Below are 14642 nucleotides of genomic sequence, written 5' to 3' on the forward strand. Positions count from 1 at the left end.
TTGGTTGTACGATAGATTTTAGGTGTGGGCTTATTCATTTGCGAATTATATTGCCGAATAAGACTTTATCGGTAGGTTTGTGCAACAAAGCCGTTTTATTACCAAACTGTGACTTTAGCTTTGATTCCAAAGGTTGTATTAAAGCTGTTAAATTTGTTATTTCACTTTTCAACTGATCTATTTGTTTTTGCTTCTCAACGGATACTTTCCCTAAACAAAAATCGTAATAATTAACTAACTGCGAACTTTCCACTCCACTTGAAGAGTATAGGTTTTCATCTATGAAATCTTGGTTGAAGATATGAAATTCAGGAGCTTGGTCTAAAGTAGTCAATGTAATGTTCTTACCTTTGATCATAAAATTAAACAAAGGTTCTTTTTCAGTTTCTAAAGGTGCTAATTGCTTAATTTTAGCTACATCCCTTTTATTAATTAAATCTAAAATTTTTGTTAGAGTCGATTTCCCTGCACCATTACGCCCATAAATTAAGTTTAACTTTCCAAAATCATTTTCTAAACCACCTTTACCTACATGCTGCCATTGTTTCACATTTTCCAACTTAATAATTTTAGTAAACATGAATCTTCTCTTCTTCTAAATTTTGAATTAATTTTATACAAGGATTAGAAATAAAAAAGTAATAAATTTCATTAAACTATTTTTAAGCAGGTGTGTTTAGCCTGTATTTATATAAAAAATCAATTAGATAGTATTTTTTGAATCCTCCCCAGCCCTCCTTTAAAAAGGAGGGAGCAACATAAATCAAACACCACCATCAAATTCACGGCAAGCCCCCCTTTATAAAGGGGGATTTAGGGGGATTCTGGATTGGGCGGTTTGAAATATAAGTTCAATAACCCCATCAATTTCAGTCAAAATCTGCCTATTATCAAACCTCAGCACGTTCAACCCCAACTGCGCCAAAGCTTGATCTCTCGCCCGATCAGCCTCTAATCCTTCTACTGTATAATGCTGCCCACCATTACATTCAATAACTAAATTTGCTTTGGGACAATAAAAATCGACGATAAAATTGAGAATAGGCTTCTGTCTATAAAACTGTAGCCCTAAAATCTGTTTACGTCTTAATCTCTGCCATAACAGTTGTTCAGCATCGGTCATACTATTACGTAAATCACGAGATGGCTGTTTTAAGTTCTTATTGTAAGGTTGCATCTAAATTCTCTTTATTTTTAAATGTAGGAAATACACGTTTAGTCTAAGCATATCGCTTGGAACAAATACTGCTCTATACGCCCTAAAGAATAATCTCTATTTTTCTCATCTTCTGTTAAGAATCTTGGCATAATATCTGCCTGAGAATAACAATGCACGAAACATCATCATGAACTCAACCCAACTTTTCCTCGGTGTGATCTTTAGCTCAATTGGCTTAGGCTATTTTCTGTATGGCAAAAAGCAAAAAATGACCATACCTTTAACTATAGGTCTAGTTTTAATGATCTTCCCTTACTTTATTGAAAGTAACGCATTACTAAGTGGTATCGGCTTACTTTTGTCTATTGTTCCGTATTTTTTACGCTTTTAATGTCACTCAAAATTAAGCTGTTCGAATTGAATCTCCACCACATTCCAGTGATGCATCATCTCTCGTAGTACAATAAAGTAAATCAAACTAGAAAGACCATCATCAGCCACTTGAGACACATAGTACTCCCTGCGCTCAACAAATGTATTAAAAGCACTTTCAAGTTGCACACGGTCAATTTTCTGCTGATCTGGAAAAAACAACACTAAGACCCTTTGGAATAAGCCATCTGAAGTCACGGCAGTTTTGGGTTGGGCATACTTCATCTGAGCGGATTCTAACAACTCTTCAATCACATAAATCATCGACTCAATCGCAAGCTCATCCAACAACCCATGGCGCATACTGTTTGACTGTATAAAGCTTAAACCTTGATCTAGCTGGATATGCTGTCCATCCATTTCAAATGCAAGCTGATCTAGGCCGAATGAAAACTTGAGTACACCATTCAGATCCGTCATCGCTTCAATCCTCTAAAATCAAAATACACAACCCCAGTGAATTTATACATAACAATAATCATGCTGCCGAAATGCAATCGCGCCATCTTCGTTTGATAAGATAGCGCGATTAAAACTGAAGGTCAGCAGTATTTCGTTAGTTTGCTTGCGTCTTCGGTAAAAAGAAGGTTGCTAAACCAAGTAACGGCAATAACGAACACACGCCAAACACCCATTCAATGCCTTTGACATCAGCCAAATATCCTAAACCTGCTGCGGCGATACCACTTACACCAAACATTAATCCAAACATCAAACCTGCAATCATACCCACCCGTCCCGGAACAGCTTCTTGGGCATAGACCACCATGGCTGCAAAGGCAGAGGACAGTACTAAACCCGTGATAATCGAAAGTACGGTCGTCCAAAATAAATTGGCATGTGGCATCATCAATGCAAACGGTGCCATACCAACAAAAGACACCCAAATCACTGCTTTACGCCCAATTCTGTCTCCAATCGGCCCACCTGCAAATGTACCCAGAGCCACCGCTGCCAAAAAGGCAAACAAATGTAACTGGGCGTTTTGTAAACTGAGCTGAAACTTGTGCATTAAATAAAAAGTGAAATAGTTACTGATGCTAGCGATGTACGTAAATTTGGCAAACATCAACACGCAAATGGTCGACAACGCGATGACGAGTTGGCGCCCATGCAGTTTGCTTTGCACTTGATGCGCTTTGGTCGCCAATTGTTTTTTACTGTGGCTGATGCTCCAACGGCTGACACCAAACAACACCCAAATCGCAAGTAAGGCAAATACAATTAACCAAGCCACGGCGTGCTGTCCGAAAGGCACAATAATCAGCGCGGCCAATAAAGGCCCAATCGCGGTACCTGTATTGCCACCGACCTGAAAGGTCGATTGGGCTGTACCAAAACGTCCGCCCGAAGCCATACGCGCTACACGTGATGCTTCAGGGTGAAAGGTCGAAGATCCCACACCAATCAACGCCGAAGCCATGAGCAGTACAATAAAATTTGGTGAAAATGCCAACAGCAAAATACCACTAAAAGTCACCACCATACCGAGTGGTAGCAGATAAGGTTTCGGATGTTTATCGGTATAGAGTCCAATCCAAGGTTGCAGTAGCGATGCTGTAATTTGATAAACCAATGAAATCAATCCCACTTGTGCAAAGCTTAAGGAGAAATTGGTTTTCAGCATCGGGTAAATGGCTGGCAAAACGGCTTGAATCAAGTCATTCAGTAGATGTGCAACAGCCACCGCTCCCACAATTTTAATGATCATGCCTTGTGGTTGTTCATGAACCACAGCCTCACCAATACCATCTTTCATCTGTATTGAAGACGTCATACCGCACAAACTCCGTGTATTTTTCATCAAGCATTGATTGTAAAATGTCATTCATAAGACTATCTTCCAATAATCATTGTATAAGTGACAAATTTAAAACACACATGCCAAACTCACTGATTCAAACTGAAATGTCTGAACTGGTCATTGGGCTTTCCTCCGAACACACTTATCGGGAGATCACTCCTGCACATACCCATTCACGGGCACAGTTTCTATATGCTTCGACAGGAATGATTCAAGTGTTTACCCCAAATCATGTCTGGATCGTGCCACCGATGTGCGCGCTATGGATTCCGACCCATGTTGAGCATAGTGTGATTTCATTAAGCCGTGTAAAGCTTAATACGGCATTGGTTCAGGCCGATGCGGCTGCACTGCTGGGACAACAATGTTTTATTATTCGGGTCAGTAAGTTATTGCATGAACTCTTGATTCGGCTCAATGCAATTGAACACATTCCCCCCTCCGAACTGATCAGCTCTGATGAACTGTCTCGATCTTTACAGATTTTAATTTTTGATGAAATTCATAAGGCCAATCTGTTGCCCATTCAAATTCCGTGGCCACAAGACAAGCGTTTAATGAATATTTGCCAAGCCCTATTAAGTCGACCCGATCAATTAAAAGATTTAAGCACATGGGCAGATGAAATTGGCACCAGTTCCAGAACCTTGATGCGCATGTTTCAAAAGGAAACGGGGCTGTCTTATCGCGCATGGGTTCAGCAAATGCATATTGCCCATGCCTTAAGTAAAATTGCCAGTGGTGAATCTGTCGCGCAGATTGCAAGATCTCTTGGTTATAGCAATCCGAGTGCATTTAGTAGCATGTTTAAACGTCATTTGGGACAGACCCCGCAACAGTTTAAATATAAAGATGAATAGAACGATACTCGCACCTAAGCACTCAGGCGATCGACAAATAAAATACCATTGAGATGATCGATTTCATGCTGCACAATGCGCGCAGGAAAACCTTCAAAAGTGCTTTCCATTACCTCACCAGTCAAAGTGTGATACAGCACCTTAATACTTTGCGCACGCTGTACCTGACCACGCTCATTCGGTACGCTTAAACAGCCTTCTTCACCTAAGGTCGTTGCTTGAGAAAACTCTAAAATTTCAGGATTGACCATCACCACGGCGTCCATTTCAGGCGCATCGGGATAACGTAAATTTGGCCGTGAAGCCACAATAATAACCCGCTTTGAAATATAGACTTGTGGTGCAGCAATGCCTACACCACTCCGCTCTAACATGGTCGCAATCATGGCAGAAGCCAACTGCATGAGCCAGTCGCTATTAAATTCTGCATCTGCGACGCGAGCAGCTTTGAGTCTTAAAATATCTTCACCACGTTGTGCAACAGGTAAAATGACACTCATACACAAATCCTAATTTTTATACCTATTTATTCTTTTTATATCATAAGCTTTTTATCTCGCCTGCGTTATATATTTACGTTGACCGTCAAATCAACTATGTTGATTCATGTATAATTTTTAGTTCAGCCCCAGTAAAGAAAGATTGATTATTCATTCAAAAAAGACTTCTTTAAAATCAAATATAAACCTTTATTTAGCTTTGGAAATATACGCATGGATGCAACACCACGTTTGACCAGAGAAGACAAACGTACCCTTGGGCTGTCATCATTGGGTGGTGCACTTGAGTTCTATGACTTTGTTATTTATGTTTTTTACGCCAAAATTATTTCTGAGTTGTTCTTTCCCGCAGGGCTCAGCCCATTTTGGGCCATGCTGAATACTTACGGTATTTTTGCCGCAGGTTACTTCTTTCGTCCACTTGGCGGTGTGGTCATGGCGCACTTTGGTGACCTCATCGGGCGCAAGCGTCTATTTAGTTTATCTATTTTGCTCATGGCTTTACCTACCCTCATGATCGGGGTCATGCCGACCTTTGAAACGATTGGTTATGCTGCGCCGCTGCTTTTGCTCCTTATGCGGGTGGTACAAGGCATCGCGATTGGTGGAGAAATTCCAGCGGCATGGACATTTGTTTCTGAGCATGTTCCTGCTGAAAAAATTGGTTTTGCCAATGGCTTACTTACCGCAGGTTTGTCACTCGGCATCTTACTCGGTGCTTTAATGTCACTGTTCATTTCTCTTCAGTTTAGTGAAGTAGCTATACATGATTGGGCATGGCGCATTCCCTTTATTGTGGGTGGTATTTTTGGCTTAGTGGCCTTGTATTTACGCAGTTATTTGAAAGAAACACCTGTATTCAAAACCATGCAAACACGTAAAGAGCTGTCTAAAGAAATGCCGGTGAAACAAGTCTTAGCCCGTCATAAAACCGCCGTTGTGATTGGTATGCTCTTGACTTGGTTCTTAACTGCTTGTGTAGTGGTTCTGATTTTAGCCATGCCAAACTTACTGACGGGTGCCTTTGGTTTTGAACGTAGCGATGCTTTTCAAATGCAAAGTGCTGCGATCATCATGCAAATGTTGGGATGTATACTCGCTGGGACCTTAGCCGATCGTTTTGGTGCAGCCAAGGTCTTGATTTTTGGCTCGCTCGGTGTCGCCGCTATCGCAACCATTTTCTATCACAGTTTAGGTGCGGTCAGTCCAACTACGGTGTTTGCACTGTATATGCTTTTGGGATTCTTTTCAGGCACGGTAGGGCTTGTGTCCTATAGCATGGTCAAAATGTTCCCTGCTCCAATCCGCTTTTCGGGCATTTCGTTTTCCTACAATGTCGCCTATGCTATTGCAGGAGGCATCACACTGCCTTTGGTTCAATGGCTCAGTCTCTATAGCAACATTGGCGCGATGTATTATATTTGGCTGGTCTGTTTGGTTTGCTTCTTCACAGCTTTGGTTTATCGAACTCGGTTCGAGACGAAGCACTAAAATGATAAAACCCTTCAATCGAAGGGTTTCTTTTTATGCAAGCTACTTTGAAAACATGAGGTCAAAGCCTTTAGCTTAAGGTTTCTGCATGCAGATTTTGGCGCAGTTCATCTTCCACAATATCAAGCTCGATTTGGCTAAACTTACGAATTTCGCCTTCAGCATGTTTTTCTAACATACCGCCAATTAATGGCACTTTCACTTTTACCTTCCATTCCAGTTGAAAGTGAATCTGCTTATCATTACCCGATACACTACGTTGGCACACAGCTTCTAAAGGTAGGTTAGGGTCTAAACGGACTTCCGAGCTGAGCACAACTAAATTGCTGACGTCGGTACGTTGTAAACGAAATGCATCTTTTAGAAATTTCTTCGCAATATCGGGAATATTGACATCCAAATTATACGCGCGCTTAAGGGTATAAATATCGCCAACTTTATTCGACTCCAAAATTTCCAACTTCTCCCCAGGAATACGACGACAAACATTTTCATGTAAGCTGATATTGGCTGCGAGTCGACGGAAGTCATCCAACGAAACACCGTTGATGGTGGCATTGACTACAAACTGATGTGCCATAACATTAAATCCTTTATTTTTTGTTTTTGTAAACATCCATGCCCTGATCAGGACTGAAAAACTGGATCTCGTCATCCTGTAGAAAGCTCAAATATAGACGATGATCCAGCACCGACTATACCGTGATCTAGATATCAATGTGCACCATTCTGTATGACAATATCATCTGCAATATGAATAAAAACCACGCGCTCAAAACAGGCCAAGCGAATATCAAAATGCTCGGCCCCATCATCCAGTCCTGTAACCGCCCAACTTGCACTGCTGGGTAAGTCATCCAGCCAAGTGGCCTGATAAAAATCCGCAACCGAAGCAAAGTCCAAATATTGCTGTGGACTTCCCTTTAACCGCTCAATGACCGACTCAAATTGAGCCAATTGTGCGTGTTTAAAATCAATCAACATACCCAGCCTATACACTTTTTAGCTGTTGTTTATGTCGTACCTGAGTCCATTGCCACCAGCCAAAAGCCGCCAAGCCAACAAAGCCTGCATATAAAGCCGCGGTTAGGAACAAATCTTTATAGATAAACATACCGACATAAACAATATCGACAAATACCCACAGCACCCATGTCGCAATATGTTTACGACTGGTCCAATAGGTCGCCAACAGACTAAACGCTGCGAGCTGCGCATCCAGTAGCGGTACAGCTGCATCGGTCAAATACTTTAAGCTCAGACCAAATACTGCACCAGCCGTAGCGGCAAGCAGCATTTGCAAAATCACTTGCCGAGCTGTAATCGGTTCAATCCGAATATCATGATCTTGTTGTTTACCTTTGAGCCAGTGATAAAAACCGTAAAAGTTCACCACTACAAAGAAAAACTGCAAAATGGTTTCGCCATACAACTTATAGGTATAAAACAAATAGGCATATAACAAGAAAGCAGCGAAGTTAAACCACCAACACCACATATTGCGCTTAATGGTCAACGTCACCCCAATTAAGCTAATGATGACTGCAAATATTTCAAGGCTAGACATGGTTCAACTGGTATTCAAAGAAGTGCTGCTATTATGAAAAAAAACTCAATAAAGGCAAGACAATTCCTCTCAATCTAAACGTTGTTTTTTCGGGGAATCTAAGCAAACTATCGAGTCACAGAATGTATACGCATAAGTTTTGACAGTTTTCTAACAATCGTTTAAAAACTTATAAAACGATGCAGGAATAATCAAAATGTCAGAACAACAAGGTCGTGTCAGTCGCGAAGTTCGCGGTTCATTATTTTTAATTGGTTTAGACCGCGCAGCCAAGCGCAATGCTTTCGATAGCCATATGATTCATGACTTATCACTGGCCCTCACCGAATATGAGGATGATCCTTCATTGCGCTGTGCCGTGATTTTTGCACACGGGGAACACTTTACAGCTGGGCTTGATTTGGTTGAGTTGCAACCCAAGCTCAATGCAGGCATTTTCGACTTTCCCACGTCACAAATTAACCCTTGGGGCACCAGTTCCAGACCTCGCACCAAACCCGTGGTTGTGGCAGTCCAAGGCTTTTGCTTTACCGCTGGAATTGAACTCATGCTCAATGCCGATGTGGTGATTGCCGATGCCAATACACAGTTTGCCCAAATGGAAGTTCAGCGCGGCATTTTACCCTTTGGCGGTGCAACAGTTCGCTTTGTACAAGCAGCAGGCTGGAATAAAGCTATGCGTTATCTACTCACAGGGGATAGCTTCAATGCGCATGTAGCTCTCGATCTGAACTTAATTACTGAGGTCATAGAAGCATCCACGCCAAATGCTGCATTAGAGCGAGCATTGAGCCTTGCAGAATCAATTGCACAAGCTGCTCCACTCGCCGTTCAAGCCACACTGGCTTCTGCACAACAAGCAGTACAACACGGCGCAGACTATGCCTTTGCACATTTACAAGAGCACCTCAACCCGCTACTCAAAACCCAAGATGTCCAAGAAGGTGTCATAGCGATGCTGCAACGCCGCCCTGCTCAGTTTAAAGGGCAATAAAGCTTAAAAGTCTGGAACCCACTTTAGGATTTAACAAAAAAGAAGAAACGATAATGCAAGCCACAGCCCATTTAGATTCGACCCAAATTGAGAAACAAACTGTAAAATTTTCAGCAACCGATGGTTATGTACTCGTTGGCACACGTTATTCCTCATCTGAGCCGATCAAAGCCCACATTATTGTTGCCAGTGCAACAGGTGTACCACAGCAGTTCTATCGTCGCTTTGCCGAGTATGCAGTAGCGCTAGGTTATCAAGTCCTAACTTTTGATTATCGTGGTGTGGGACTTTCTGCACCGAAGCAACTCAAAGGTTTTAGCATGTCCTATTTGGACTGGGGGCAGCTAGACTTGTCGGCTGCCATTTACTCTATCCGCAAAGATGGCAAACCTATTTTTGTGGTTGGACACTCTTATGGAGGCCAAGCACTCGGTTTAACCCACAACCATGACCAAGTCACTGCGATGTATTGCTTTGGCACAGGTGCGGGTTGGCATGGCTATATGCCGTTTCGGGAGAAAATGAAAGTACATGTCATGTGGAATCTTATTTTCCCGCCGATGGTTGCACTAAAGGGCTATCTGCCTTGGAGCCTACTGAAAATGGGTACCGATTTACCTGTGGATGTCTACACACAGTGGCGAAAATGGTGTAAAAATCCGACCTACTTTTTTGCAGATCCCGAGCAACAACACTTACTGGAACAATATGCACAGGTCAAAACTCCAATCTATGCTGTTTCAGCACTGGATGATGACTGGGCTTTACCGAATTCAAGGCACGCATTTATGCAGCATTATCGGAATGCGAACATGCATTATCGCAATATTGAAGCCAGTGACTATGGCTTGAAAGAAATTGGACACATGGGATATTTCCGCCAAGGGGCCAAAGCCATCTGGGAAGATATGCTGAACACTTTCGATGGCTATTTATCCTCACCAACCACTACGGAACGTTAAAGCTCTATGCGCCCACAAAAACTGAGTAAAGAACAAATCCAGTTGCATTGCATGCAAACCTTTAAAACCCATGGTTATGCAGGCACCAGTATGGATTTACTGGCAAAGTCTTGTGGGCTCAGTAAAGCAGCATTTTATTATTATTATCCCAATAAAGAAGCTTTGGTTTTAGATATTTTGCAAGTCAGCCAGCAATACTTAAACCATAAATTGTTCAGCATTTTGAATGATACACACTTAGAGTATTGTATTCGCTTTGAACACTTGCACCAGCAATCTGTCAGCTTTTTTAGTGTTGGTGTTCAAGGCTGCTTAGTCGGGATGCTGTCATTGGAAATCCCGCATTTATCTGAACAAATTCATCTCAAAATTCAGTCTATTTTCCAAGATTGGGAGTTGGCGTTGTTCCACTACTTTCAGCAGGTCATGCCTATTGCTCAAGCTGAGGCACTGGCTAAAATCAGTGTTGCCGATTATGAAGGCGCAATTTTAATGACACGCTTAAAACAGGATGACTTCTATCTAACTCATGTTGCAGAACGAATTCTTAAACAGTTATCCATGGCTGTGATGGAAGCTGCGGAGGCTTAAGCGAGGAGATCAATCACGAGTACGATGGCTTTTTTTATGCTCGCGTCCACTGCGGTCGATATGCGTATAAAACATGCCATAACGACTTACATAGTATTCAAGCGACTGATCATAGAAGCTCCAAAAAATAGACCATTCATTTAAATCCATTTTGCGGATTTGCGTCTGGGTTTTCGCAGGCATTTTGACCAATAAGGTACTTTGCATCAGCGTTGCATCTTCTTCAGCCGTGAGCAATATCGCTTGATCTAGAAATAGAGTCGCCACGTCATCGAACAGTTCTTGTTCATAAGCATCAACTTCAATAACACGCTCAACCTGAGGTGCTCTATTGGTATGCGTTGCCATTTGCACAGATGCTGCTTTAGATTCAACCGCTTTTTTTTGTCGCTTCAGAAAGCGGTGCTTTTTTTGAATTTTGATTACAATAATAGATGCCGCAACCAAAGCAATGAGTATGCAAATCATCAGTAAAAATGTCGCCATGCCCTGCTCTCGTAACAAATATTCTCTTTTAAAATACAGCATTATCGCTCAAATAAACACCAAATTAATTAAAACAGACTACGTATGAACTCAAATGCTCAATTCGATGACTTGTAATTGGGTGTTGATTCTCAGACCAATTCAAGTGATTCAACACATACTCGCACGAATGTGAAAGGCATCACGATATGTGATTTTTCACTCACAAAATCACTATAAAAAATAATTAACTTAATGCGATTGAACAACAAAGTTACATCCGTACTAACAGTAATTCAATTTAATAAATACAGTCGCTAGCATGAAATAGCTGTTTCTATAGCTCTAAGAAGAAAAGATGATACGGGCAGCCCAACTTCAGGACATTCCTGAAATTTTAAATGTCGTGCACGACAGTATTCGATCATGTATCAAAGACCATCATCGCCATGAAAGTACGATTCAAATTTGGCTAGAAAATAAAACCCAATCCAACCTGATTATGTGGATGCACTATAACGACAGCTGGGTCTATGTACTCAATCAGCACGTAGTGGGTTTTATTATGGTCAGTGATCAAGGTCGTATTTTACTCAATTATATTTCATCCGCTGAACAACAGCGCGGCATTGGTAAAGCTTTATTAGAAACTGTTATTGAACATCTTAAACGTAAAAAAATTCACCAAATTAGTTTAGAAAGCACCCAAACAGCATGCTCTTTTTATCAAAAACATGGCTTTCAAATCCACGCTCAAGACATCCCAAATCCCAAAATGGTGGCTATGGTTAAACTCTTGTCCTAAGGGAGATTGACCGAAGCATGACTCACCTAAAAATCACTCATTTCCATAGGATTCATTGGGCATTTTCATCTGATCACGGCCCGCTTCTTTGGCTTGATACAGTTTTAAATCGGCCGCTTTCATAAGGTCATGAATATTGGCATAAATCGTTTCATGATCCATCCACGACACCCCCATACTCAAAGTCACATAATCTTTGCCATCTAGGCGGTTATGATGCTCAAAGCGCGCACTACGCACTGCATCTAAAACGGTTTGCATAATCTGACTAATAATCGCAATTGGGACATTATATAAAACAATGGCAAACTCTTCCCCACCATAGCGTGCTAAGTAGGCATTATGTGGCAGTACTGCACCAATCACTTTGACCAGATTTTGCAGAACTTCATCGCCCTTTAGGTGCCCATAGAAATCATTATAATTTTTGAAATAATCGACATCCATCATGGCAAAAACCAAAGTTGCATGACTATTTTGTTGTGTTTCAATAAAGCGCTGCTGAATTTCCTGATTCAATGCACGCCGATTATAGGCGCCTGTTAAGGCATCAATTTGAATTTGATATTCGAGTTTTTCATTTAAGTCATGTAATTGAGAGGTGCGCTGTTGCACTTTTTGCTCTAAAGAATCATTCAATTCAATTAAATTATTATTTAAACGTTCGGTATGGTAAGTCTGATAAGCATAGTTACGTGATTGTCGGAACATCACCAAAAGTGCATACAGACTGGTAGAGATAAAAGATAGATGAATAGAATCAATCACATGTAGCGTTAGTAAAAAGTCATGAATGACCGATATACACAGCAATACCACGGCGTATAAATTGATTTTCGAATATTTTTGTTTGGTCTTTAAAGTAAGGTAAAAACCATAGGCAAAATTAAGCAAAATAACAATACTGAAAAATGCGCTATAAAAAGCCAGCTGCTCAAAAACAACTTGCTCGGATAACAAGGTAATGACGATATTCAAGGTCAAAACCAAAATGGAAACGGTATAAATCCAATGCTTTAAATAGTACTGATTGAGCAAATACATATAGCTCAAAAAAAACATGACCGCTAAATAGATAAATAAATATTCTAAACGTATGCCCCACAACCAGTTGATATCTAGGAAGGTCGTATAAGCATATGGCGCAGTAAAAAGATTATGTAAGGCAAGAAATAAAATAAAAATACCAAAAACAAAAATACTTTTACTATTCCGTTCATCTGAACCACGGAACATCGAGAACATGGTGGTGAACATTCCTACACCAAACACCACGCCACAGATCATGGCGATACTCATCATCAGTTGCTGATAATGTCGATTAATCGTTTTAGCAATGCCAATATGCATGGGGCTTTCAAGGCCGCCGCGTAAATTGTTAAAGTTTGAGGCTTGTATACTTAAAGTAAAATAGGGGCTGTCAGGGACAAAATAAGCAATCCGCGGTGCATTTTCTGTTTGCTGTGCTCCCGCATTATCCGCGACATCCCCTAAACGAACTAAAAAATCGCCATTGAGATAAACCCGATAAGCACAATTTTGATTGGGGATATGAATGGCTAGCCTTCGACCAATAAATTCATCCGGAATTTTGAAATGACCGACAAAAGTCCCATAACCCGTATTACTGCCTGTAAGTTCTTGAAATGAAATTGGCAATTCGGTAGTTTTAGAAGGGAGTTTACGATTAGGCTGAGAAATCAGCTCTTGGTCATAATACAACCATGTACCTTTTAAATAACTGGTGGTTTGTTCGGTGAATTGAATGTCATTGACATTTTTTTGATGCAAATAATACTGCGTGGGCTCAGCTTCATATTGTGCCCACGTCGAAGGTATCAAACTTAAAACCAGCAAACAGCTTAAAACAAACCCAAACAAAGACCGTTTGCTCAATGAGCTATACAAAAGCGACTCTTCCCTTAAATACGCTCTGCCTAATAATTAATCTACAAATGTTTTTCTTAAAAACCAAGTGTTTTTACAAATGAATCAAATACATCCTTGTAATTGACTCTTTTATTTATCAATATTTTTGATTAATCACGTGTTTTTACATCATACAACTCAATTTCAAAAATCAAATTTGAATTGGCAGGAATAATATTACCCATTTTACGCTCACCATAAGCCAAATGTGATGGCACGATGAGTTTACGTTTACCGCCCACTTTCATCCCCACAATACCTTGGTCCCAACCTTTAATGACACGGCCTGTCCCAATCACAGTTTCAAAGTAGTTCCCGCGGTCTAAAGATGAGTCGAACTTGGTTCCATCTTCTAACCAGCCCGTATAATGCGTGGTGATTAAAGCACCTTTAACCGCTTCTTTACCCTCACCGACAACTAAATCAATAATTTCTAATTCTACGCTCATGTTTTCGCTCCCAACCTATTCAATCAATAAATCTAGTTAAACTGCATGCTTATTGCAATTGCGTCCACTCAATAATGGCTTGAGCATGGTCGCCAATTAAGGTCCACTCACCATCCATCACATTCAACTGAAGTTGCATGGTACGCTCACACAGGGCTTGAACCGCTTCAGTACTTGCAGTCGACAACTGCCAAATTTCAACATTGTTCAATGTCTTCAACTTACTGTTGCGCTTATACCATTCATCGACCGCTGTGCCATAAGTGACAATCGCCACTTGCTTACAACGTGCACTGGCTTTTTTCACTTTATCTTCGTCTGGGCTGCCCACTTCAATCCATTTCACCAGCTGACCCGTGAGGTCTTTTTCCCACAGCGCAGGCTCATTGGTTTCAAATAAGTCTTTGGTAAACTCTAAAGCTTCATCCGCAAAACGTGCAAATGCCAACAAACGCACCATCAAACGCTCAATGGTTTCTGAAGGATGCAATGCCAAAGTCAGTTGATAGTCCCCATATTGGTGAACATCCATATTGGCAATATTCAAATCTGCCTTATAAATTGTAGCTTTAAGCGCCATACATACCATCCTCAAATTTGCCGACTAGCATATAAGATTTCGGCTTTTTTTGCT

19 protein-coding genes are annotated in these 14642 nt (G+C 41.0%); 7 read left to right on the forward strand and 12 right to left on the reverse strand.

Annotation, left to right across the window (positions count from 1 at the left end; genetic code table 11):
• Window positions 1-34: 34 nt before the first annotated feature.
• A complete protein-coding gene (locus tag AXW61_RS10805) occupies window positions 35-580 on the reverse strand; it encodes an AAA family ATPase (RefSeq protein ID WP_240487458.1) in 546 nt (181 codons plus the stop codon).
• Between the two features lie 219 nt (window positions 581-799).
• Window positions 800-1177: an endonuclease domain-containing protein gene (locus tag AXW61_RS10810; protein ID WP_062034308.1), complete on the reverse strand. Its 378-nt coding sequence runs from the start codon at window positions 1175-1177 to the stop codon at window positions 800-802.
• Between the two features lie 169 nt (window positions 1178-1346).
• Between AXW61_RS10810 and AXW61_RS10815 the strand changes: the two genes are divergently transcribed.
• Entirely contained in the window at window positions 1347-1550 is a 204-nt protein-coding gene (locus AXW61_RS10815; RefSeq protein ID WP_062034309.1) for a hypothetical protein, read from the forward strand.
• Window positions 1551-1552: 2 nt separating this feature from the next.
• Here AXW61_RS10815 and AXW61_RS10820 read toward each other — a convergent pair whose 3' ends face one another.
• A complete protein-coding gene (locus tag AXW61_RS10820; protein ID WP_062034310.1) occupies window positions 1553-2011 on the reverse strand; it encodes a hypothetical protein in 459 nt (152 codons plus the stop codon).
• Window positions 2012-2147: 136 nt separating this feature from the next.
• Window positions 2148-3368, reverse strand: coding sequence for an MFS transporter (locus tag AXW61_RS10825; protein WP_062034311.1), 1221 nt, complete (start codon window positions 3366-3368; stop codon window positions 2148-2150).
• 104 nt (window positions 3369-3472) lie between these two features.
• Between AXW61_RS10825 and AXW61_RS10830 the strand changes: the two genes are divergently transcribed.
• The gene (locus AXW61_RS10830; protein ID WP_062034312.1) at window positions 3473-4255 is read left to right on the forward strand and encodes a helix-turn-helix transcriptional regulator; all 783 of its coding nucleotides are present in this window, start codon (window positions 3473-3475) and stop codon (window positions 4253-4255) included.
• A 14-nt stretch (window positions 4256-4269) separates the two neighbouring features.
• Here the strand turns inward: AXW61_RS10830 and def are convergent, their stop codons facing one another.
• On the reverse strand, window positions 4270-4755 hold the full coding sequence (gene def / locus AXW61_RS10835) for a peptide deformylase (protein WP_004694417.1): 486 nt from the start codon (window positions 4753-4755) through the stop codon (window positions 4270-4272).
• Between the two features lie 213 nt (window positions 4756-4968).
• Here def and AXW61_RS10840 point away from each other — a divergent pair, with 213 nt between their 5' ends.
• Window positions 4969-6246 (forward strand): MFS transporter, encoded by a 1278-nt coding sequence (locus AXW61_RS10840; RefSeq protein WP_062034313.1) that lies wholly within the window; start codon window positions 4969-4971, stop codon window positions 6244-6246.
• Window positions 6247-6316: 70 nt separating this feature from the next.
• On the opposite strand, the gene AXW61_RS10845 is transcribed toward AXW61_RS10840, so the two are convergent.
• From AXW61_RS10845 to pnuC, 3 genes are all read right to left on the reverse strand, one after another.
• Entirely contained in the window at window positions 6317-6826 is a 510-nt protein-coding gene (locus tag AXW61_RS10845) for a DUF2505 family protein (protein WP_062034314.1), read from the reverse strand.
• Between the two features lie 134 nt (window positions 6827-6960).
• Window positions 6961-7230, reverse strand: coding sequence for a hypothetical protein (locus tag AXW61_RS10850; protein WP_058952111.1), 270 nt, complete (start codon window positions 7228-7230; stop codon window positions 6961-6963).
• A 7-nt stretch (window positions 7231-7237) separates the two neighbouring features.
• Window positions 7238-7813: a nicotinamide riboside transporter PnuC gene (gene pnuC, locus AXW61_RS10855; protein ID WP_062034315.1), complete on the reverse strand. Its 576-nt coding sequence runs from the start codon at window positions 7811-7813 to the stop codon at window positions 7238-7240.
• 196 nt (window positions 7814-8009) lie between these two features.
• Between pnuC and AXW61_RS10860 the strand changes: the two genes are divergently transcribed.
• The 3 genes from AXW61_RS10860 to AXW61_RS10870 are packed head-to-tail and all read left to right on the forward strand — an operon-like array spanning window position 8010 to window position 10360.
• A complete protein-coding gene (locus AXW61_RS10860; RefSeq protein WP_062034316.1) occupies window positions 8010-8807 on the forward strand; it encodes a crotonase/enoyl-CoA hydratase family protein in 798 nt (265 codons plus the stop codon).
• Between the two features lie 53 nt (window positions 8808-8860).
• Window positions 8861-9769, forward strand: a complete 909-nt coding sequence (locus AXW61_RS10865; protein WP_062034317.1) for an alpha/beta fold hydrolase — start codon at window positions 8861-8863, stop codon at window positions 9767-9769.
• 6 nt (window positions 9770-9775) lie between these two features.
• A complete protein-coding gene (locus AXW61_RS10870; protein ID WP_062034318.1) occupies window positions 9776-10360 on the forward strand; it encodes a TetR/AcrR family transcriptional regulator in 585 nt (194 codons plus the stop codon).
• A gap of 9 nt (window positions 10361-10369) precedes the next feature.
• On the opposite strand, the gene AXW61_RS10875 is transcribed toward AXW61_RS10870, so the two are convergent.
• Window positions 10370-10846 (reverse strand): hypothetical protein, encoded by a 477-nt coding sequence (locus AXW61_RS10875; RefSeq protein ID WP_171254073.1) that lies wholly within the window; start codon window positions 10844-10846, stop codon window positions 10370-10372.
• A 337-nt stretch (window positions 10847-11183) separates the two neighbouring features.
• Here AXW61_RS10875 and AXW61_RS10880 point away from each other — a divergent pair, with 337 nt between their 5' ends.
• Entirely contained in the window at window positions 11184-11630 is a 447-nt protein-coding gene (locus AXW61_RS10880; protein WP_062034320.1) for a GNAT family N-acetyltransferase, read from the forward strand.
• Between the two features lie 33 nt (window positions 11631-11663).
• Here AXW61_RS10880 and AXW61_RS10885 read toward each other — a convergent pair whose 3' ends face one another.
• From AXW61_RS10885 to AXW61_RS10895, 3 genes are all read right to left on the reverse strand, one after another.
• A complete protein-coding gene (locus tag AXW61_RS10885; protein WP_062034321.1) occupies window positions 11664-13538 on the reverse strand; it encodes a diguanylate cyclase in 1875 nt (624 codons plus the stop codon).
• Between the two features lie 131 nt (window positions 13539-13669).
• Window positions 13670-14008 carry an FKBP-type peptidyl-prolyl cis-trans isomerase gene (locus AXW61_RS10890; RefSeq protein WP_062034322.1) on the reverse strand — a complete coding sequence of 113 codons (339 nt, stop codon included), beginning with the start codon at window positions 14006-14008 and terminating at the stop codon, window positions 13670-13672.
• Between the two features lie 49 nt (window positions 14009-14057).
• Window positions 14058-14588: a YaeQ family protein gene (locus tag AXW61_RS10895; RefSeq protein WP_004981095.1), complete on the reverse strand. Its 531-nt coding sequence runs from the start codon at window positions 14586-14588 to the stop codon at window positions 14058-14060.
• Between the last annotated feature and the right edge of the window lie 54 nt (window positions 14589-14642).

Source organism: Acinetobacter sp. BMW17 (assembly GCF_001592855.1).
Lineage (GTDB): Bacteria > Pseudomonadota > Gammaproteobacteria > Pseudomonadales > Moraxellaceae > Acinetobacter > Acinetobacter johnsonii.